20 protein-coding genes are annotated in these 20,556 nt (G+C 36.6%); 12 read left to right on the top strand and 8 right to left on the bottom strand.

What is annotated here, in order from left to right; translation table 11 throughout:
• The first annotated feature begins 32 nt into the window (after positions 1 to 32).
• The 6 genes from ULVI_RS03290 to groL all read left to right on the top strand — a co-directional run bounded on the left by ULVI_RS03290 (position 33) and on the right by groL (position 5,322).
• Entirely contained in the window at positions 33 to 1,313 is a 1,281-nt protein-coding gene (locus tag ULVI_RS03290) for a sigma-54 interaction domain-containing protein (protein ID WP_068589744.1), read from the top strand.
• A 30-nt stretch (positions 1,314 to 1,343) separates the two neighbouring features.
• Positions 1,344 to 1,856: an LptE family protein gene (locus ULVI_RS03295; RefSeq protein ID WP_068589746.1), complete on the top strand. Its 513-nt coding sequence runs from the start codon at positions 1,344 to 1,346 to the stop codon at positions 1,854 to 1,856.
• A gap of 3 nt (positions 1,857 to 1,859) precedes the next feature.
• On the top strand, positions 1,860 to 2,849 hold the full coding sequence (locus ULVI_RS03300; RefSeq protein ID WP_068589748.1) for a hypothetical protein: 990 nt from the start codon (positions 1,860 to 1,862) through the stop codon (positions 2,847 to 2,849).
• Positions 2,846 to 3,184, top strand: a complete 339-nt coding sequence (gene secG, locus ULVI_RS03305; protein WP_068589750.1) for a preprotein translocase subunit SecG — start codon at positions 2,846 to 2,848, stop codon at positions 3,182 to 3,184. The genes ULVI_RS03300 and secG overlap by 4 nt, the downstream gene beginning before the upstream one ends.
• Before the next feature lie 148 nt (positions 3,185 to 3,332).
• Positions 3,333 to 3,608: a co-chaperone GroES gene (locus ULVI_RS03310; protein WP_068589752.1), complete on the top strand. Its 276-nt coding sequence runs from the start codon at positions 3,333 to 3,335 to the stop codon at positions 3,606 to 3,608.
• An 82-nt stretch (positions 3,609 to 3,690) separates the two neighbouring features.
• Entirely contained in the window at positions 3,691 to 5,322 is a 1,632-nt protein-coding gene (gene groL / locus ULVI_RS03315; protein WP_068589754.1) for a chaperonin GroEL, read from the top strand.
• A 349-nt stretch (positions 5,323 to 5,671) separates the two neighbouring features.
• On the opposite strand, the gene ULVI_RS03320 is transcribed toward groL, so the two are convergent.
• From ULVI_RS03320 to xrtF, 7 genes are all read right to left on the bottom strand, one after another.
• Positions 5,672 to 6,031, bottom strand: coding sequence for a heavy-metal-associated domain-containing protein (locus ULVI_RS03320; protein ID WP_068589756.1), 360 nt, complete (start codon positions 6,029 to 6,031; stop codon positions 5,672 to 5,674).
• Positions 6,032 to 6,044: 13 nt separating this feature from the next.
• A complete protein-coding gene (locus tag ULVI_RS03325) occupies positions 6,045 to 8,279 on the bottom strand; it encodes a TonB-dependent receptor (RefSeq protein ID WP_068589758.1) in 2,235 nt (744 codons plus the stop codon).
• Positions 8,280 to 8,289: 10 nt separating this feature from the next.
• Positions 8,290 to 9,129, bottom strand: a complete 840-nt coding sequence (locus ULVI_RS03330) for an NHL repeat-containing protein (protein WP_068589760.1) — start codon at positions 9,127 to 9,129, stop codon at positions 8,290 to 8,292.
• A 130-nt stretch (positions 9,130 to 9,259) separates the two neighbouring features.
• Positions 9,260 to 9,664, bottom strand: a complete 405-nt coding sequence (locus tag ULVI_RS03335) for an HYC_CC_PP family protein (protein WP_157632561.1) — start codon at positions 9,662 to 9,664, stop codon at positions 9,260 to 9,262.
• Between the two features lie 67 nt (positions 9,665 to 9,731).
• Complete coding sequence (locus ULVI_RS03340; protein ID WP_068589764.1) at positions 9,732 to 10,277, bottom strand: DUF3347 domain-containing protein; 546 nt, start codon at positions 10,275 to 10,277, stop codon at positions 9,732 to 9,734.
• Between the two features lie 38 nt (positions 10,278 to 10,315).
• Positions 10,316 to 10,744 (bottom strand): exosortase F system-associated membrane protein, encoded by a 429-nt coding sequence (locus ULVI_RS03345; RefSeq protein WP_068589766.1) that lies wholly within the window; start codon positions 10,742 to 10,744, stop codon positions 10,316 to 10,318.
• Positions 10,737 to 11,291 carry an exosortase family protein XrtF gene (xrtF, locus tag ULVI_RS03350; RefSeq protein WP_068589769.1) on the bottom strand — a complete coding sequence of 185 codons (555 nt, stop codon included), beginning with the start codon at positions 11,289 to 11,291 and terminating at the stop codon, positions 10,737 to 10,739. The genes ULVI_RS03345 and xrtF overlap by 8 nt, the downstream gene beginning before the upstream one ends.
• An 86-nt stretch (positions 11,292 to 11,377) precedes the next feature.
• On the opposite strand from xrtF, the gene ULVI_RS03355 reads away from it, so the two are divergent.
• Positions 11,378 to 11,833 carry a GAF domain-containing protein gene (locus ULVI_RS03355; RefSeq protein WP_068591343.1) on the top strand — a complete coding sequence of 152 codons (456 nt, stop codon included), beginning with the start codon at positions 11,378 to 11,380 and terminating at the stop codon, positions 11,831 to 11,833.
• A gap of 71 nt (positions 11,834 to 11,904) precedes the next feature.
• Here ULVI_RS03355 and ULVI_RS03360 read toward each other — a convergent pair whose 3' ends face one another.
• Positions 11,905 to 13,161 carry an ABC transporter permease gene (locus ULVI_RS03360; protein ID WP_068589771.1) on the bottom strand — a complete coding sequence of 419 codons (1,257 nt, stop codon included), beginning with the start codon at positions 13,159 to 13,161 and terminating at the stop codon, positions 11,905 to 11,907.
• Between the two features lie 243 nt (positions 13,162 to 13,404).
• Here ULVI_RS03360 and purH point away from each other — a divergent pair, with 243 nt between their 5' ends.
• The 5 genes from purH (at position 13,405) to rodA (ending at position 20,554) form a co-directional block, all read left to right on the top strand.
• Positions 13,405 to 14,937: a bifunctional phosphoribosylaminoimidazolecarboxamide formyltransferase/IMP cyclohydrolase gene (gene purH, locus ULVI_RS03365; protein WP_068589773.1), complete on the top strand. Its 1,533-nt coding sequence runs from the start codon at positions 13,405 to 13,407 to the stop codon at positions 14,935 to 14,937.
• A 66-nt stretch (positions 14,938 to 15,003) separates the two neighbouring features.
• Positions 15,004 to 16,032 carry a rod shape-determining protein gene (locus tag ULVI_RS03370; protein WP_068589775.1) on the top strand — a complete coding sequence of 343 codons (1,029 nt, stop codon included), beginning with the start codon at positions 15,004 to 15,006 and terminating at the stop codon, positions 16,030 to 16,032.
• Between the two features lie 40 nt (positions 16,033 to 16,072).
• Positions 16,073 to 16,900, top strand: a complete 828-nt coding sequence (gene mreC / locus ULVI_RS03375; RefSeq protein WP_068589777.1) for a rod shape-determining protein MreC — start codon at positions 16,073 to 16,075, stop codon at positions 16,898 to 16,900.
• A gap of 529 nt (positions 16,901 to 17,429) precedes the next feature.
• The gene (mrdA, locus tag ULVI_RS03385) at positions 17,430 to 19,298 is read left to right on the top strand and encodes a penicillin-binding protein 2 (protein ID WP_068589783.1); all 1,869 of its coding nucleotides are present in this window, start codon (positions 17,430 to 17,432) and stop codon (positions 19,296 to 19,298) included.
• Complete coding sequence (gene rodA / locus ULVI_RS03390) at positions 19,298 to 20,554, top strand: rod shape-determining protein RodA (RefSeq protein WP_068589785.1); 1,257 nt, start codon at positions 19,298 to 19,300, stop codon at positions 20,552 to 20,554. Before mrdA ends, rodA begins: the two co-directional genes overlap by 1 nt.
• Positions 20,555 to 20,556: the final 2 nt, after the last annotated feature.

Raw genomic sequence — 20,556 nt, forward strand, 5'->3', positions numbered from 1 at the left:
CTATTAAACTCTCAAGAAACATTTGACGGCCTATGGAAAGTGTACAAGCAACAAAACAGCGATTTGGAATTATAGGAAACGATCCTAAGTTAAATCGCGCCGTAGAAAAAGCGATTCAGGTTGCACCAACCGACATTTCGGTGTTAGTAACTGGAGAAAGTGGTGTGGGTAAAGAAAGTATTCCAAAGATTATTCATTCCCTTTCCCATCGAAAACACGGAAAATACATTGCCGTGAACTGTGGTGCCATCCCCGAGGGGACAATCGACAGTGAGCTATTTGGTCATGAGAAGGGAGCCTTTACAGGAGCTACCGCAACTCGTAACGGATATTTTGAAGTTGCCGACGGGGGAACTATATTTTTAGATGAAGTTGGAGAGCTTCCGTTGCCAACACAAGTACGTTTGCTTCGGGTGTTAGAAAATGGTGAGTTCTTAAAAGTGGGGTCTTCTAAACTTCAAAAGACCGACGTACGTATTGTTGCGGCAACCAATGTAAAAATGGTAGAAGCCATTCAGAAAGAAAAATTTAGAGAAGATCTTTTTTATCGTTTAAGCACTGTCGACATTAACATTCCACCCTTACGGGAACGAAGCGAAGACATTCATTTATTATTTCGAAAATTTGCTTCAGACTTTGCACAAAAATATAAAATGCCCACAATCCGGTTGGATGAGCAGGCGACACAATTGCTATTAAAATACCGTTGGAGTGGGAACATTCGTCAATTACGCAATGTAGCCGAGCAAATTTCGGTGCTGGAGCAAGATCGGGAAATTAATTACCAGACACTGCGCCACTACCTCCCCGACATGGGAAGTAATCTACCTGCTGTGATCTCTTCTAAAAAATCTGAAAGCGATTTTAGTAGTGAACGAGAGATTCTTTACAAAGTATTGTTCGATATGCAACGCGACGTGAACGACCTTAAAAAGTTAACACTCGAATTAATGAAAAATGGCAATGCTGCGAAAGTGAAAGAAGAAAATTCGGGCCTTATCAATAAAATTTATGAGGATAATAATCATGAAGAAGAGTTGGCTTCATTTGTAGAAGATAGCGATACCGAACAATCTTCTAACGACGTGGAGGTATTAGGACTTTCATCGGGAGGCACTTTAGAGGGAAAGAAAAGCAAGTATGATTTTGCAGAAGAAATAGAAGAAGAAGAAAACCTTTCTTTGCAGGAAAAAGAATTAGAACTTATTAAAAAGTCGCTTGAAAAATATCAAGGGAAACGAAAAGATGCCGCTGACGAACTAGGGATTTCCGAACGCACGCTCTACCGTAAAATTAAACAATATAATTTATAAATTGAAAGCACGTATCTTTCAGAAATATTTATGAAATACCTCATTCAACTTTTTTGCATACTTAGTATTACAGCCTTATTTCAAGGGTGTGGCGCCTATTCTTTTACGGGTGCTGACATCGATTATTCGAAAACAAAGACCTTTCAGGTTAATTATTTTCAGAACAATGCTGCACAGGTAGAGCCCGGTATTGCAAGAGATTTTACAATTTTACTGCAAGATCTTTTATTAAATCAAACCAGCCTCGATCTGGTAAATAATAATGGCGATCTTGTGTATGAAGGGGAAATCGTTGAATATTACACTGCGCCCATCACAGCCACATCGCAAAGTACCGCTGCCCAAAACCGATTAACTATTATTGTAAATGTGCGGTTTTTTAACACCAAGAACGCTGAAAAAGATTTTGAGCAACGCTTTTCATTTTATTTCGATTACAACGGACAAAACCTTTTAACGGGCAGTCAGTTAAACGACGCTATAGCTGTAATCTTCGAACGAATTACACAAGATATTTTCAACAAATCACTCGCAAATTGGTAGCTTTTGAATAAAGATCAATACACATACCTGCTCGCCCATCCGCAACATCTTTCTAAGACGCATCAACAAGCGTTGGCAGAAGTGATCGAAAAATACCCGTATGTTCAAAGTGCAAGAGCGTTGCAGTTAAAAAGTTTAAAAGATCAAAACAGTTTTTTATACAATGATGCACTTAAGGTAACCGCTGCTTACACCACCGATCGCGATATTTTGTTTGAATATATTACTTCGGAAAGTTTTGTGCAAAATGAAATTTCTCAACAAATTCTACAGCACGACGAAGCTGTAAACACATTAGAAGTGATTTCTGAAAATGTTTCGGAACAAGTAAGTATCGAAATCGACAACAGTCTTAAAGCGGAATTAAAGAAAGCAGAAGCGATCTTGAATCCAGAATTGTTTCAACGAAAAAAAGAAGCTGTTTCAGAAATGACTGAAACAAATTTACCTCCTGAAAATACTTCCGAAGCAACAACAAGTACTAGTGGGACGGTTTCCGAAACACCTAAAAAAAACACACCAACACAGGAAAGGACAAAAGAAACCTCCTCTTCTCTTGAGCTTGACACTCCATTGCCTTTTACCAAAAAAGATACGCACTCCTTTAGCGAATGGTTAAAACTTACGCGCGCCAAACCTATCGACAGATCTCCATCTAAGACGATTGCCATTATTGAGGATAGTTTAGAAAGTGACGAAGTAAAAGATATTAAAGTGCGAAAGTTCGAACTCATCGATAAGTTTATTCAGGAAAAACCAAAAATGGAGCCTAAACCAATTTCGAACGACAATAAAAATCTGGCGAAACCTTTTACACAATCGCCAGACGCCCTAATGACAGAGACTTTAGCCAAGGTATATCTGCAACAAAAGAATTATAAAAAAGCGATTCAAGCATATAAAATTTTAATTTTGAAAAATCCCGAAAAAAGTGGTTTCTTTGCAGACCAAATTCGGGCAATAGAAAAATTGACAAATACTGAAGAGAAATGAGCACGTTTACAATATTTTTGATCTTAATTATTTTAGTGGCCTTTTTACTGGTCGTAGTTATCATGGTACAAAACCCTAAAGGTGGTGGTTTATCTACTTCTTTTGGTGGAGGTGGAACACAGCAATTAGGAGGTGTAAAAAAGACAGGAGACTTTTTAGATAAAAGTACTTGGACCCTAGCTACCTTAATGCTTGCACTTATTTTATTATCGAACATCCCGATCATGGGTGGAAACGGAGTAGCAGAGTCGAAAGCATTCGATGAAGATGCAGTACAAACTACTCTTCCGGTAACTCCTCCAGCAGACACTTCTACCGGTACAGAAGAGAACTAGTACTTTACAACATAAATTACACAAATGCCAGCTTGTCACAAAGCTGGCATTTTTTGTTTCAATATGTCAGATAACAGGCAGTGGCATAGTTTCTGCCTTATGGGAAGGACAAAAGAAACATTAATTAACTACTAAAAATACAATTGAAATGGCATTAAAAATTCAACCACTTTCAGACCGGGTTTTGGTGGAGCCTCAAGAAGCCGAAACCAAGACAGCATCGGGATTATATATTCCAGATTCTGCTAAAGAAAAACCTCAACAAGGAACTGTTGCAGCTGTAGGAAAAGGAAAAGAAGATTACAAAATGACTGTAAAAGTTGGTGATACTGTTCTCTACGGAAAGTATTCAGGAAGTGAATTAAAGTATGAGGGTAAAGATTACCTAATCATGAAGGAAGAAGATATTCTTGCAATTATTTAATGGCTCGAGGCTGAAAATTTATTCACTCAAACAAAAATTAATAGCCTAAAGCATACCGCTTATGGCATAAAGCAATATAAAGATGGCAAAAGATATAAAATTTGATGCAGAAGCACGGGACGCAATTAAGCGTGGTGTAGATGCATTAGCAAACGCAGTAAAAGTAACATTAGGACCAAAAGGACGAAATGTAATTATTAGTAAATCCTTTGGAGCTCCACAAGTAACGAAAGATGGAGTTACTGTTGCTAAAGAAATAGAACTAGAAGACGCACTTGAAAATATGGGTGCACAAATGGTAAAAGAAGTAGCTTCTAAAACTAACGACCTTGCTGGTGATGGTACTACAACGGCTACTGTTCTTGCACAGGCTATCGTAAAAGAAGGCCTTAAGAATGTTGCTGCAGGTGCAAACCCAATGGATCTTAAAAGAGGAATCGACAAAGCGGTAGAAGCACTCGTAAAAGACCTTGAAAAGCAGGCAACAAAAGTTGGAAACTCATCAGATAAAATAAAGCAGATTGCTTCTATTTCAGCAAACAACGATGATGTAATTGGTGAATTAATAGCAAAAGCTTTTGGAAAAGTTGGTAAAGAAGGAGTAATTACTGTAGAGGAAGCAAAAGGAACCGATACCTATGTAGATGTTGTGGAAGGAATGCAGTTTGACCGTGGATATTTATCTCCATATTTTGTAACCGATTCTGAAAAAATGCAAACAGAACTGGAGAATCCAATGATTCTTTTAGTAGACAAAAAAATCTCTTCAATGAAGGATTTAATGCCAGTTCTTGAACCCGTTGTGCAACAAGGAAAATCACTTTTAATTATTGCTGAAGATGTAGATGGTGAAGCATTAGCTACTTTGGTTGTTAATAAATTAAGAGGTTCTTTAAAAATTGCTGCGGTTAAAGCACCTGGATTTGGTGACCGAAGAAAAGCAATGTTAGAAGATATTGCTATTCTTACCGGAGGAACTGTCGTAAGTGAAGAGCGTGGTTTCACATTAGAGAACACAACGTTAGACATGTTAGGTTCTGCTGAAAACGTTACAATCGATAAGGACAATACTACGATTGTTAATGGTGCTGGCGATAAGAATAACATTAAAGGACGCATCAATCAGATAAAATCTCAGATTGAAACAACGACCAGTGACTACGATAAAGAAAAATTACAGGAGCGTTTGGCAAAATTAGCCGGTGGTGTTGCTGTATTATATGTAGGTGCTGCTTCTGAAGTTGAAATGAAGGAGAAGAAAGATCGTGTTGACGATGCTCTTCATGCAACTCGTGCAGCGGTAGAAGAAGGAATTGTTGCTGGTGGTGGTGTTGCATTGGTACGTGCACAAAAAGTGCTAGAAAAGCTTACTACTGACACACTAGATGAGTCTACTGGAATCCAAATCGTATCTAAAGCAATTGAATCACCTTTACGTACTATTGTTGAAAATGCAGGTGGTGAAGGTTCGGTTGTTATCAACAAAGTACTAGAAGGAAAGAAAAACTTTGGTTACGATGCCAAGACTGAAACCTATGTAGACATGTTGAAAGAAGGAATCATCGATCCTAAAAAAGTAACACGTATTGCATTAGAAAATGCCGCATCGGTTGCAGGAATGATCCTTACTACAGAATGTGCTTTGGTTGACATAAAAGAAGATACTCCAGCAATGCCTCCTATGGGTGGCGGCGGGATGCCTGGAATGATGTAATCTAATTTTAGATCATCACATTTATCACTTAAAAAGTCTCTGTTAATAACAGAGACTTTTTTTATGGTTCTAACATTCTAAAAAATATAAAACCACCTTTTTTAGGAGGTGGTTTTTTTCTAATTTCTTATTAATTGAAATCAGGTCTGTTCGAAACAAACCTCTTCGCAAATTACTTCTTTTTAGGAGCAGTCTGCGGTGCCTTATTAGCCTGTTTTTTAGGCTGAGCCTGTTTAGGCTGCGGCTTGCTGTTTGACTTTTGTGCCATAATTATATTCATTTAAGAATAGAATAAATGTACATCGCAGTTTTCAATTTTCAATTTTTATTAGCTAATATTTAACTAAAACTAGTCGTTTTTATGATCACTCTTTACATCCTCATCTCGATATAAACAACATGGATGCACACTGTTATATGCTTCATCGGTTGCTTTAACTTCTTTAGTATCGTGTCCAACCGCTGCGATATTAGCATTAATGGTTGCTAGGTCGGTTTTTCGCTCATCGAAAATAACTTTTAGCTCGTGGGTTTCTACATCCCATACGGCAGACTTCACTCCCTTAGTTTTAATAGATGCTTTTTCTATTCGTTCTTTACACATCATACATACGCCATCTACTTCTAATGTCGCTTTCGCATTCTTATTCTGTGCATATGTAGTGATGCTCAAACAAATTAATAATGTTGTAATTACTAGCTTCTTCATAATTTTATAGTTTTTATAATTTATATCGTAATCCTGCGTAGTACGTACTTCCAAAAATCGGACCATACACAAATGTGGAATCGAAATTGGGTCTAAACGGATCTTCAGCACTAAGAATAGGATTATTTTGTTTTGTATCTGTAATATTTTCGCCTCCTAAATATACTTCAAATTTTGGAGAAAACACTTTGGTAACTTGAGCGTTTAAAGTACCAACCGTGGGCGAATATTCTGGTAAACGAAAGTCAGCTGTATTTTGGCTCGTATTCGAAAATCGTTGTTCTCCCAGCCAATTATAAGTAACATCAAACTTCCAGCGTGATCCTTTTAAAGTAATGGGAGTTTCATACCCTATATTACCAAAAATTCGATGCTTTGGAGTTAGTGGCTTTTCAAATCTACCAGAATTATAATCGGTTTGTACATCATAATACTTATACGCCGATCTTAGATCTAACCCTTTTAATAAATTGATGTTGAACTCGAACTGAAAGCTATTGGCGAAACTGGAACCCTTCAGATTATAAAATCGAATTTCTCGTGTATTCTCCCAATCTACTACCACTTGATTCTGAAAATCGGTACGATAAAAATCGAACGCTACATCTGCTTTTCTTCCGAAGAGATTAAATCCTTGTAAATAGGAAATCCCATAATTCCATGCAATCTCGGGATCAAGCCCATAAATAGAACCTCCAGAGTTTTCAATAACTATCGCTCTTGATGTTGAGAATAAACTTTGATTTTCAGTAAATATATTTGCGCTCTTCTTTCCTCGTCCTGCAGAAACTCGTAGGGCAGCTTTTTCCCAAGGGGTGTATCGGGCGTGAACTCTTGGAGTTATAAAAGTACCTAACAAATTATGCGTGTCTACACGAAGTCCCGCAGTTGCTGTAAAATCTTCAAGATCATCATAAGCATATTCAAAAAAGGCACCCAAAGAATTTTCGGTTCTATTGTAACCCTCGATATCTGCAAATTCTTTGTAGTCATCATGTGTGGCGCTAATCCCTGTTTTAAAATTATGTCGTGAGTCGCCAATAATAGATTTAAAAATTACATTACCATAGGCACTACTATGTTCTATATTGTAAGGTCTTAAACCAAAATAAGATTCTTGATCGTGGTGACTGTAAGCGAGTTGTACGCCAATGTTTTGATAAGGAGCTTCCGGGAATACATACCCCAATTTTCCTGCAACTTCAAAGCGTTCTGTATTAATTTCGCCTCCCCATGCATTGGTTGTAAAACGATCTTCATTTGGGTTAAAATCTGTTTGCCCGACTTGCTTTTCATCTTTTAAATATCTAAAATTAAAAAAAGTAACAAATCCCTTTTCGGCATCGGTATACTGCCAGCGATTTAACAGGTTAATTTGATTTGCAAGTGGTGTATCTAGAAAGCCATCATCATTTTTATCGAATTTTGTATCCCTTATATTTCCATGCATATAAAGTCCTGTAGACCAACGCTCACTTAGTTGAGTATTAATATGCGTATTAATCTCATACCTGCCATTTGTCGCGCCGTAAAGGTTTACAAGCAACTTATCATCTTTTGAAGGTTTTTGCAATTCAGCATTAATTTGTCCAGCAATACTTTCGAATCCGTTCACAACACTTCCAGCGCCTTTCGTAATTTGAATACTTTCCACCCATGTTCCTGGAATAAAACTAAATCCGTATGCTTGTGCAGCTCCTCGTATTGCAGGGATATTCTCGAGGGTAATTAATGTATAGGGTGTGGTTAATCCCAGCATTTTTATTTGTCTAGTTCCCGTGATTGCATCGGCGAAATTAACATCGATCGATGGGTTGGTTTCAAAGCTTTCTGAGAGGTTGCAGCAAGCTGCTTTCAACAACTCATCGCTACTTACATTTAATACATTTTGTGATTGTAAGAAAGATCTGGAGCTGGCTTTTTGTTCTGATCGAATTACAATTTCATCAAGGCTCCCTTTTGGGGATAGTTGATGGCGAACCATTTTTTTTGTAGTAACGGTGAGCGTGTCTGTTTCGTAACCAACATAACTAACAACCAATTTTTTCTGTTGAGAATTATAGGGAATGCTAAAATTACCATCGAGATCGGTAACCGTTCCAATAGATGTGTTTAACCAATACACATTCGCACCCGACAATCCAATTTCAGAATCATTTTCATCGACTTCAAAAATCACCCCATTGAGTGAATCTTGAGCAAACAAAAGGGCTGGAAAGAATAAAAATATATATTTTAGAATCTTCATTTGAGATGACTTATTTTTCCGAAGTAATATGAGATTGAGGTAATTGAAAAATATTGAGTTCTCCATTTTTACCATTAATTACATAGAGTTTACCTTCGATAATTAAAACATCTGAAGGAGCTTTAATGTGTTCTGTAATTTCATGTAGCAAATTCCCTTTTAAATCGAATACCAAAACCCGATCATTCCCGGTATCGGAAACAAAAACATTAGTTTCATTTACAAAAAGTCCCTTAGGATGCTTCAGTTTGTTATCCTCACCAATTAGTAACATTGAATTTCCGCTCTTATCGAAAGCCTGAATACGGTTATTTCCGGTATCTGCAATCCATATTTTATCGGTAGAAATATGTACATCGGATGGATTTAATAACTCTCCTTTTTTATTTCCTTTGCTACCAATACTATTCCATATTTGGCCGTCTGTAGAAAATAAAATCCTATGGTTATTTTGATCGGAAATCCCCATTTCTCGCTGATACACAGAAACCGACGAAGGAGCATTCAACTTCTCTTCCATAGGAACCACTCCACTGTTTACACCATCGGTCATGGTAATTTGTGCACTTCCTGATAGGGGAATAAAAATAAAACGTCCATCGCTAGCAAGGTGCATGGGTTTATTTAATGAGTCTTCTGTTCTCTTAATGACACCTTCAGAATCAATTAAAACTAGACGATTTTTATTCGGATCACTCAACCAGATTCCAATATCTGAATTAATAATTCCTTCTGGCTGAACTCCTTCTGTCTTTATAGTCTTAACATATTGCCAAACTATGCTTTCTGATGATTTATTACAGCCCATTAACAACAAAATGGTTACCGTTACAAATAAGATTTTTTTCATAACATTAAAAATTAAAAAAATATATAGGTTTAAAACTCCTTCTTGAAGTTCTGTTTTTGTAATTATTAAAGTGTACTAGAATTTTCGAACGATAAATACGTATTCGTGAAAATTCAATTAAAAAAAGAAATCAAATAAGGAAGGTACTGAACAAGATAAGAAGGTTTTGCTCTAACGGTGGCGGATGATTTTCCGCATAAGAAAGTAATGATGCATTGTATTGTATTTCGCTCTGCAACTCATAAACAGGAACGGATGAAGTAATATAAATTGTAGTAAAATCGACCTGAAATTGCACTTTTGCAAAATGATCGTCGGTACTAATACTGGTGTAATGATTATCGCAACAATTGTGACTTGAAACCTTCATATCACAATTAGGACCTTTCATGTCTATTCCACAAGAAAGTTCTTTTTTACCAAAAGTTATTTCTGAAAGAATTTCAAAATCACCGCAAAAATGTTGTGCGTACGAAATACCTGTACTGCTTGTGAGCAGCAAAAGAATCATTACTATGGAAATAATTTTTTTCACCAATGCAAAGATATAAAACTAAACTTACTTTAAATAAGCGAAGAAACTCCTTTTAAATTATAGTCTTTTATTCAATCTTAGATTCTACTCTACCACATTTTAGCATTTTATCACCAAAGTATGGATTTCTAATTTCCTTGCTCTCACTTAACCAATAGGCTCCAGTATTCCCAAAAGCCATTGGACAATATTGTTTATAAATTGTACCTGAAGTTAAGGCCCCATCGATCATTTTCTCAACCCCTTTAGTAATTGAAACAAATTCTTTGCGTTGTACTTCTACATCCGCAGCATCTTGAAGGTTTTGAGTAGCTTGAAGTAACTCTTTATCTACACCAACATTTGCAAAGGCCGTCATTAAGTTTGATGCGGCTGCCGAAGCTTTTACATTATCGGTATAAACTAATGCTTTTTTAAGATTAATGTAAGCAGTATAAGCACTTCCAATTTTGGGATCTTCAAATTCCACTCCCGTTACCGCTGCCACATCTTTGTCTTTCTCAAGGGTAGTTTCTACAGTTTTAATTTCGGGAGTTGCTTCTTTGGTTTCATTTTTACACCCAATAAAAACAAGTGAACTAACCAAAAAAGTAATAAAGATATAATTTTTCATAGTGCGTTTCTTTAGCTTTTCAAAGATACCAAAATTTTCTACTTCTTACTAAGTTGAAAATAAAATGCAGGCACTAAAAGAAGTAATAATATTGGCTGAATTAAAAAGCGCCTTATATAAAACAATGCCATATACTCACCTGTTTCTGAAGTGAAAAGAAAAAATAAAAATAACAGCAAAAGCACCCCAAAAAACAAAATGTACATTACTACGGAAAATAATAGAATTCCTTTTTTCTGAAATAAAACGAAAAGAACGGCTAGCGAAAGAACCGTATTTAGAAAAAAGCGAAAACCAATATTTGCAATTAATTTGAACGTATTCATATCTGGAAGTGATTGTTGGCTATAATCACTTCTGAAGAAGGCAAGCAAAGGATCATAAAAAAGAGATTCTTCGAACATACGTATCACTAAAAATCCAAAACCTAAAAGTGCTAGAAACCCTATTTTTAAAATTTTATTCATTTTTTTCGACCGCATTTGTGTTTAACATTCGAATCCAAAAAACCCATAATAAAAACACCATTCCATAGATAAGCGCAGGAAACAAAACACCGTGTAATATTTTTTCGTGTTGTGGGTATGCATGTAGCGCTATAGCTAAAATGATAATTCGGGCAATATTCATCGCGTAAATTAAAACCGCTCCTGTAACTAAGAATAGAAATGTTTTTTTAAAACCTTCTGCAAAAGCAACTACAAAAGCAAAAAACAAGATTATAATACTAACAGCATTACAACCTTCAACAATGCTAGCAAGATAAGTTCCATTCATATTTAAAACCATTTGAGGCTTAAACTCGTGAGGAAGAATTGTCGCATTATAACCAAATCCTTGGATGGCATTTGTGCTTTGCTTTGCTACTAAATGGGTAATAGGATCGGGATAATACATACTGTTTGTAGACAGGTGCAAGTACCCTGCATAAAGTAAGCTAAGTATTAGGTATGTTCCAAAAAACAACCCTATAAACCGAACAACGCTTGCATATTTTAAAAAGAGTGATTTCAATCGATTCTATGATTTTAACAAAAATACAGCATTCTATGTTGGCAGATGAAGCGTTTTTAAAATACATTTACTTAAAATTAGACACCATGCCTTTTGATGCTTTAAAACCTAAAGTAAATACAATTTTAGCGAACGACCGTGAAACTAGCGAGCAACGACTTATCGAAGTATGTGAGCTGCTACAAAGCTCTATTGGATATTACGACTGGGTTGGATTTTATTTTGCGAACGAAGCCGAACGAACCTTGCACCTTAAAGCTTTTGCAGGTGAACCCACAGAACACACCGTTATTCCTTTTGGAAAAGGTATTTGTGGACAAGTTGCCGAAAGCAATGCAAATTTTGTAGTACCAGATGTAAAAGCACAAAACAACTACATCGCCTGCAATCTGTATGTAAAAGCTGAAATTGTGGTTCCTTTATTTAAAGACGGAGTGAATATTGGGCAAATAGATATTGATTCTCATATTGCCGATCCCTTTTCTATTGAAGACGAACGATTTTTAGAATGGGTTAATGAAAAAGTAGCGTTGATTTTATAACTACTATAACAGCACCACTAGCTATTTTATCTGTACACTTCCATATTTTTAGTTTAAGCACTTGATCGAACTTACATTCCTGTACGAATTGCTTCTACTGGATCTAATTTTGAAGCAGAAATCGCAGGTAGTATTCCCGCTATCAATCCAATTATTGCAGAAATCGCTGTTCCTAAAAACATATTCCAGGGAGAAAGTACAAATTCGAAATCACCAGTAAACTGCGATGCCAGTAGCGAAACAAAAAACACTAAAACAAGTCCAATTAATCCTCCAATAACTGCCAGGATCACTGCTTCAAATAAAAATTGAAACAGTATAAATTTGTTTTTGGCGCCCAATGATTTTTGAATTCCAATTAAATTCGTTCGTTCTTTTACACTTACAAACATGATATTGGCAATTCCGAAGCCACCTACTAACAATGAAAATCCGCTGATAAGCCATCCGATTGAATTCATAGTACCCGTAATATCATCGATAAAATCTGCAAACCCTTGCAACTGATTCACAAAGAAAGTATTTCCCTCATCAGGCCGTAATCCTCGTTTTAATCGTAGTTGCTGAGTTAATAAAGCTATAAACTCAGCATTATCGACACCTTTCTCAGGTTTCACAACAATTTGCGGAAAGGTACTTTTGTTATTATCGCCAAAAATACGACGCACCATATTCACAGGAATCCAAACTGAAGTATCTTTTGAGCCTCCAAACAAACCAGAGCCCTCTCTTTCCAGCACACCAATTACCGAAAACTTTCTTCCGTAGAGCCGTATTTCATTACCTATTGCATTTTGTGCACCTCCAAATAATTCTTCAGCAATTTTATCTCCTAACACAACTACAGGAGAACCACTGTTCGATTCAGATTCATTGAAAAAACGTCCCTCTGCAAGCTGAAGCGATTCGATATAATAATAACTATCGGTCACCGAAGCTACTGGTACATCATCTACTTGTCGATCTTCATATTTAATAGTTTCATTGGGAACATTCATAGTAAATGTTGCGGCATCGAGATTAGGAGTATATCGTTCGATGTGTTGAAATTCTTCGTAAGTCACGTCTGGAAACTGTTGTGATTTCCATCGTGGAATATCAGTTTGACCAAAAGAAAAACGCATAATAATTATAGTACTAGTGTCTAAACTACTAATACTTCCTTCAATTTCTTTTTTCAACGAATCGACTGCCGCCAGTACAGCAATAATAGAAAAGATACCAATTGTAACACCTACCAACGACAAAAATGTGCGTAGTTTGTTGTTTTTTAATGCGTTAATCGCAAAATTAAAACTTTCTTTAAGAACACGAAGATAAATTAGCATGTGGGTTATACTGGTAATTGGTTAAAATTATGCATTCATAGTTTAAGTGTAAAACCTTATTCTTTTTAATTCATTTCTGCTATTCGAAACATAGCGCACCTTCAATCTATAAAAACAGTAACATCATCGAACAATAAAGTTATGAAACGTATGACGTTTTCTATTAACAATTGTTACAAAATTATACGTTGATTATGTATTTTTGCACCTTTTAAGACCAAAATTTCTTAACACATAACTTCCATGAGTGCCACAAAAAAAATAACCTCAGCATTAATTTCTGTATTTCATAAAGACGGGCTTGCGCCTATTGTAAAAAAACTGGACGAACTAGGTGTGATGATCTACTCTACAGGAGGTACTCAAAAATTTATTAATGATCTAGGAATTAATGTAATTCCTGTGGAGGATGTTACAGATTACCCTTCCATTCTAGGAGGACGGGTTAAAACATTGCACCCAAAAGTTTTTGGAGGAATTCTAAACCGTCAAGACAACGAGAATGATGTTCGGGAAATGGGGCAATATAATATACCGCAATTAGATGTGGTAATTGTTGATCTATACCCTTTCGAAAAAACTGTAGCTTCAGGCGCTTCCGAAGCAGATATAATTGAAAAAATCGATATCGGCGGTATTTCATTAATTCGTGCTGCAGCAAAGAATTTTAAAGACACCGTCTGTGTATCTTCTATGGAAGATTATTCAGAATTCTTGGAAGCACTTTCAGAAGACCAAGGAAATATTTCATTAGCAACACGAAAAAAATTCGCTGCAAAAGCGTTTAATGTTTCTTCAAATTACGACACAGCGATTTTCAATTATTTCAATTTAGACCGTAGTATTCCTGCATTAAAGATAAGTGAGACGAATGGGAAAGTGTTGCGTTATGGAGAAAATCCACACCAAAAAGGATACTTCTTCGGTGATTTCGAAGCCATGTTCGACAAGCTTCACGGAAAAGAATTAAGTTATAACAATTTGTTAGATGTTGATGCCGCAGTAAATTTAATGAATGAATTTACCGGAGAAGATCCAACTTTTGCAATCTTAAAACACAACAATGCTTGTGGAATTGCTCAGCGGGACAGTATCCTTGAAGCGTATGAAGCAGCCTTAGCTGGAGATTCAATTTCAGCATTTGGTGGAATTTTAATTTGTAATACTGAAATAGATGAACCTACCGCAGATGAAATACATAAATTATTTTGTGAAGTTGTAATCGCTCCTTCTTTTTCTGAAGCTGCTTTAAAAATATTAAAAGGAAAAAAGAACCGAATTTTATTAATTCAGAAAGAGACTGCCTTACCGCAAACTACCACACGGAGTTGCCTTAACGGAGCGCTCGTTCAAGATAAAGATAATATTACCGACAGCATTGACAGATTAACTCATGCAACTAACAATAAACCCGACGCAAATGAGTTAAAAGATTTGATCTTTGCATCTAAGGTTTGTAAACACACAAAATCTAATACAATTGTGCTCGCAAGAGGAAGGCAGTTGTGTGCAAGTGGTACGGGACAGACCTCAAGAGTTGATGCCTTAAAGCAAGCTATAGAAAAAGCAAAATCGTTTAATTTCGACCTTAATGGAGCGGTGATGGCAAGTGATGCATTTTTCCCATTTCCAGATTGTGTAGAAATAGCAGATAACGCAGGGATCACTGCAGTAATTCAGCCTGGAGGTTCTATTAAAGATCAGCAGAGCATCGATTATTGCAACGAACATAAAATGGCGATGGTATTTACAGGTACTCGTCATTTTAAGCATTAAATTTTATTACATTTGTGACATACAGAATTTTAACACGTTTTATCACCAATACTGCACCAATAACTTATGGGATTTTTTGACTTCTTAACCGAAGAAATAGCGATCGATTTAGGAACAGCCAATACACTTATTATTCATAATGATAAAGTTGTTGTTGACGCTCCATCCATTGTAGCACGCGACCGCACCACAGGCAAAATTATCGCAGTGGGAAGAGAGGCTGCGATGATGCAAGGAAAAACACACGAAAACATTAAAACCATTCGTCCTTTAAAAGACGGTGTTATTGCCGATTTCGATGCCAGTGAGAAGATGATCAATATGTTCATTAAAGACATCCCTGCGCTAAAAAAGAAATGGTTAACCCCATCACTTCGTATGGTGATCTGTATTCCAAGTGGTATTACCGAAGTTGAAATGCGCGCAGTAAAAGAAAGTGCAGAACGAGTAAACGGAAAAGAAGTATACCTCATTCACGAACCTATGGCTGCGGCTATTGGTATTGGAGTTGATATTATGCAACCCAAAGGAAATATGGTTGTAGATATAGGAGGTGGTACCACAGAGATCGCGGTAATCGCGCTGGGTGGTATTGTTTGTGACAAATCGGTTAAAATTGCAGGAGATGTATTCACCAACGACATTGTGTATTACATGCGAACACAACACAATTTATACGTAGGAGAGCGTTCTGCTGAAAAAATTAAAATACAAATTGGTGCCGCTACTGAAGACCTTGAACTTCCTCCAGAAGATATGGCAGTGCAAGGACGTGATTTACTCACAGGAAAACCAAAACAAGTACAAGCCTCCTATCGTGAAATTGCAAAAGCATTAGACAAATCCATACTTCGAATTGAAGATGCAGTAATGGAAACCTTATCGCAAACACCACCCGAATTAGCCGCTGATATTTATAATACTGGAATCTATCTTGCTGGTGGTGGATCTATGCTACGCGGACTAGACAAACGACTATCACAAAAAACAGATCTTCCTGTATATATTGCCGAAGATCCATTAAGAGCAGTAGTTCGTGGCACAGGAATCTGTCTTAAAAACCTAAGTAAATACAAGAGCGTATTGATCAAATAACAAGCTGATTAATTTACGTCACTGCTAAAACCCCTAAAGCGTGCAACAGATCATTTTCTTTTTTATTCGGAATAAGAACTTCCTGTTGTTTGCATTGCTTTTTTTTATCTCTTTTATTCTTACCGTTCAATCACACTCGTTTCATACTTCTAAATTTGTAAGTTCTGCGAATTTTTTTAGCGGCGGAATTTATTCTATTAGAAATAATGTGACCGATTATTTTAGACTAGGAGATGAGAATAAAAATCTGATCGAAGAAAATATGCGCCTTCGAAAGCAATTAGAAGGTTTTAAAAATGGAGAAATAAGTGTTAAAATCGATAGCAGCCTATTGCCTTCACGCTATATGTTTAGTAGCGCGAGAGTAATAAATAATTCGTATTCAAGATCTAAAAACTTTATTACACTAAATAAAGGGGCTTCCGATAGTTTAAAGGCCGATATGGGCGCCATTACTTCAAAAGGTATTGTGGGTATAATTAATAAAACCTCTAAGAATTACGCTACAGTGCAATCGATTCTAAACACGAACAGCCAAATTAATGCGAAACTGAAAAAATCGAATCATTTTGGATCGTTGGTCTGGAATACTAAAGATCCAAATGTAGTACAACTTATTGATGTTCCTCGCTTAGCACCTGTGATGGTAGGCGATACTATTGTTACTGGAGGACGCTCAACCATTTTCCCAAAAGGTATATTAATTGGAATTATCAAAGAATTTGAACTGGGGAAAGACGATAATTATTACGATCTGGATATATTATTATTTAACGACATGACTAGTATAGATCATGTTTACCTCATAAAGAACACCGAAGCGGAAGAGATTAAAGAACTGGAAAAATCGGTAAACGATGCAGAATAGTGACATTATAACAAACTTGTTTCGATTTGTTGCTCTAGTATTGCTTCAAGCCCTGCTCTTAAACCATATTAATTTTTTAGGATACATTAACCCCTATCTTTATATTATTTTCATTTTAGTATTCCCCTTCGACGGAAACAAATCATTGCTAATATTTTTAAGCTTTTTACTAGGACTAAGTATCGACATATTTAGTGATTCTGGAGGAGTTCATGCAGCCGCCTCCGTTTTTATCGCTTATATTCGCCCACTAGCCTTAAAGTTTTCGTTTGGAGTAAGTTACGAATACAACATGATTAAATTAAACAAAGCCCCGGTAACCGAAAGAATTGTTTATATCACCATCATGGTACTGCTTCATCATTTCATTTTATTTATTTTTGAAATTTTTAGCCTTCAACACATACTCTTGATACTAAAATCTACGTTATTTTCAGGAGTATTCAGTACGATATTAATTTTGTGCACCTTACTTTTGTTCAGCCGCAAGAACTAATTTGAAAATCCCCGAAAATTACTTCGGAAACAAATGAGAAAATTATTACTATTATCCCTAGTCTTAATCACTGGCGTTGTATTCGCGGGCAGACTTTTCTATCTTCAAATTTACGACACGAGCTTTAAACAACTATCTGATAATAATGCGATTAAAGTAATATATGATTATCCACAACGCGGGTATGTATTCGATAGAAACGGGGACCTTTTAGTTTCGAATCAACCTTCTTATGATGTAATGGTGATTCCTAGAGAAGTACAACCTTTCGATACGCTAGAATTTTGTAATTTATTAAAACTAAATAAAGAAAGTTTAGAAACTATTCTTGAGAAGGCACGGGTATACTCTCCTCGTTTACCCTCTCCTGTTATTCCGCAATTAACAAAAGCGGAATATGCATATTTATCAGAAAAAATGCACAAATACGAAGGTTTTTATATTCAGAAAAGATCCCTTCGTGATTATCAAGTTTCTCATTCTGCCAACGTGTTGGGGTATATTGCTGAAGTAAACGATCGTATCATCGATAAAAATCCATACTATCAAATGGGAGACCTTATCGGGATGAATGGAATAGAACGCCAATATGAAGATGTGCTCCGTGGAGTTAAAGGTGTAAAGTACATTCAGAAAGATCGCTTCAATCGTGATATCGGTCCTTACAAAGATGGTATTTTCGACACCCTGCCCGAAAGAGGAAAAGACATCACACTTACTATTGATGCACAACTTCAGAAATATGCAGAAGAACTCATGGTCAACAAACGGGGGGGCATTGTTGCAATCGAACCCGCTACCGGAGAAATACTTTCTTTGGTAACAGCGCCTTATTATGATCCTGCATTATTAGTAGGTCGAGAGCGCTCTAAAAATTTTACGAAACTCTATTACGATACCATTGCAAAGCCACTATTCGATAGAGGACTCTCAGGAGAGTATCCTCCTGGATCGCCGTTTAAAACATTAACAGCACTTATTGGGTTAGAAGAAGGCGTTATAGACGCCGAAGAACGTATCTCTTGTCATGGTGGATATGTTTATGGCAGAGGCCGAAAACTAGGGTGTCACCATCATAGCAGTCCGTTAGCCATGGTTGGTGGAATCGCTAATTCCTGTAACGCTTATTTCTGTACTGTGTATCGTAGGGCCGTCGAAAAATATCCAACTCCACAAGAAGGCATAGATAGGTGGAATAATCATTTAAGTAGTTTTGGTTTAGGAGATTTTTTAGGCTATGATCTACCCAGCGGACGACCCGGTTTTATTCCAGATGCTAAATATTACAACAAGATTCATGATTATCCAGAACGAAGATGGTATGCTACAGCAACCATCTCAAATGCGATAGGACAGGGTGAAATTTCATTAACCCCAATGCAAATGGCACATTTTACTGCTACTATTGCAAATAGAGGCTGGTACTATAAACCACATATAATTAAGAATGTAGAAAAAGTAGACACTATCCCGAATGTGTACAAAGAGAAGCACCATACCACGATCGATCCACAATATTTTACACCCGTGGTAGATGGAATGCACGATGTTTATAATAACGGGACCGCTACACGACTTCGTATTCCAGATATTGAAATTTGTGGTAAAACAGGTACTGCCGAGAATTATACCAAAATTGATGGAAAAAGGGTTCAGCTCACCGACCATTCTATTTTTATTGCTTTCGCACCAAAAGACAATCCTAAAATCGCTATCGCAGTATTTGTAGAAAATGGATATTGGGGTTCAAGATGGGCTGGACGAATTGCCAGTTTAATGATTGAAAAATACATTAAAGGCGAAATTACTCGTACCGATATGGAAAAGTTCGTGCTAGAAGGAAGTCTGGAAGAAGAATATGCCAAACCACATAGTGGCGAACCTTTTAGAATAAATATCTAATGGCATTTGGCAAGAGCATTGTTCGTTTCGATTGGATCACTATAGTGTTATTTCTTGCTCTAGTAGCTATTGGATGGATGAATATTTACTCTGCTTCATTAAGTGATTCTACAGCGGGGTTTTTCGATATGAATCAGATCTATATAAAACAATTAGTTTGGATTGGATTAAGTATCGTGCTAATCATTTTTATACTCGCGCTCGACGCAAAATTTTATGAGCGCTTTGCTAGTATTATATATATCGTATCCCTCCTTTCGTTGATAGGACTTTTTGTTTTCGGAAAAAACATTTCTGGAGCCACCTCTTGGTATGTATTTGGAGGTGTTAGTTTACAGCCAAGTGAGTTTGCCAAAGCAGCAACCGCCTTAGCATTGGCGAAATATGTGAGTGACATACAAACAAATATGAATGAGTTTAGGCATCAGTTATTCGCATTCCTTATAATAGCTCTTCCTGCTTTGTTTATTGTTCCGCAACCCGACCCTGGAAGTGCTTTAGTATATGCTGCATTTGTCTTTCCACTCTATCGTGAAGGCCTACACTTCGTATACCTTTTATTAGGATTTTTTGCTGCTGCTTTATTTGTTTCAACACTTGCCTTTGGGGCCATTTGGGTAATGCTTGCCGTATTGCTTGCAACTGTATTAGTATTTTTGAAGAACCGTAAGCGCCGACCAAACCTTTTAAAATACGCTACAATTGCCATCGCGTGTATTGGATTTGCATTTTCGGTAAGTTATATTTTTAACAATGTATTCGAGCAACGTCACCGCGACCGATTTAATATTGTTTTAGGAAAAGAAGTAGATGCAAAAGGTATTGGCTACAATACAAACCAAAGTGAGATTGCCATCGGAAGCGGAGGTTGGTTTGGAAAAGGATGGACGCAAGGCACACAAACAAAAGGAAATTTTGTCCCAGAACAACATACAGATTATATATTTAGTACCGTAGGGGAAGAATGGGGCTTTGCAGGAAGTCTTGTTGTTGTAGCTCTATTTGTAGGGCTAATTCTAAGAACTCTCGTGTTAGCCGAACGGCAAAAAAACCAATTTAGCAGGGTATATGGATATAGTGTAGCTGCTATTCTCTTTCTTCACTTTTTTGTGAATGTAGGGATGGTAACGGGACTCTTTCCTACGGTAGGAATACCACTCCCCTTCTTTAGTTATGGAGGCTCTGGACTTTGGGGCTTTACAATTCTCCTATTTATCTTTGTACGATTAGATGGCTCAAATTATTATTATACTTAGAA

It is taken from the genome of Cochleicola gelatinilyticus (assembly GCF_001637325.1).
GTDB classification, from domain to species: Bacteria; Bacteroidota; Bacteroidia; order Flavobacteriales; family Flavobacteriaceae; genus Cochleicola; species Cochleicola gelatinilyticus.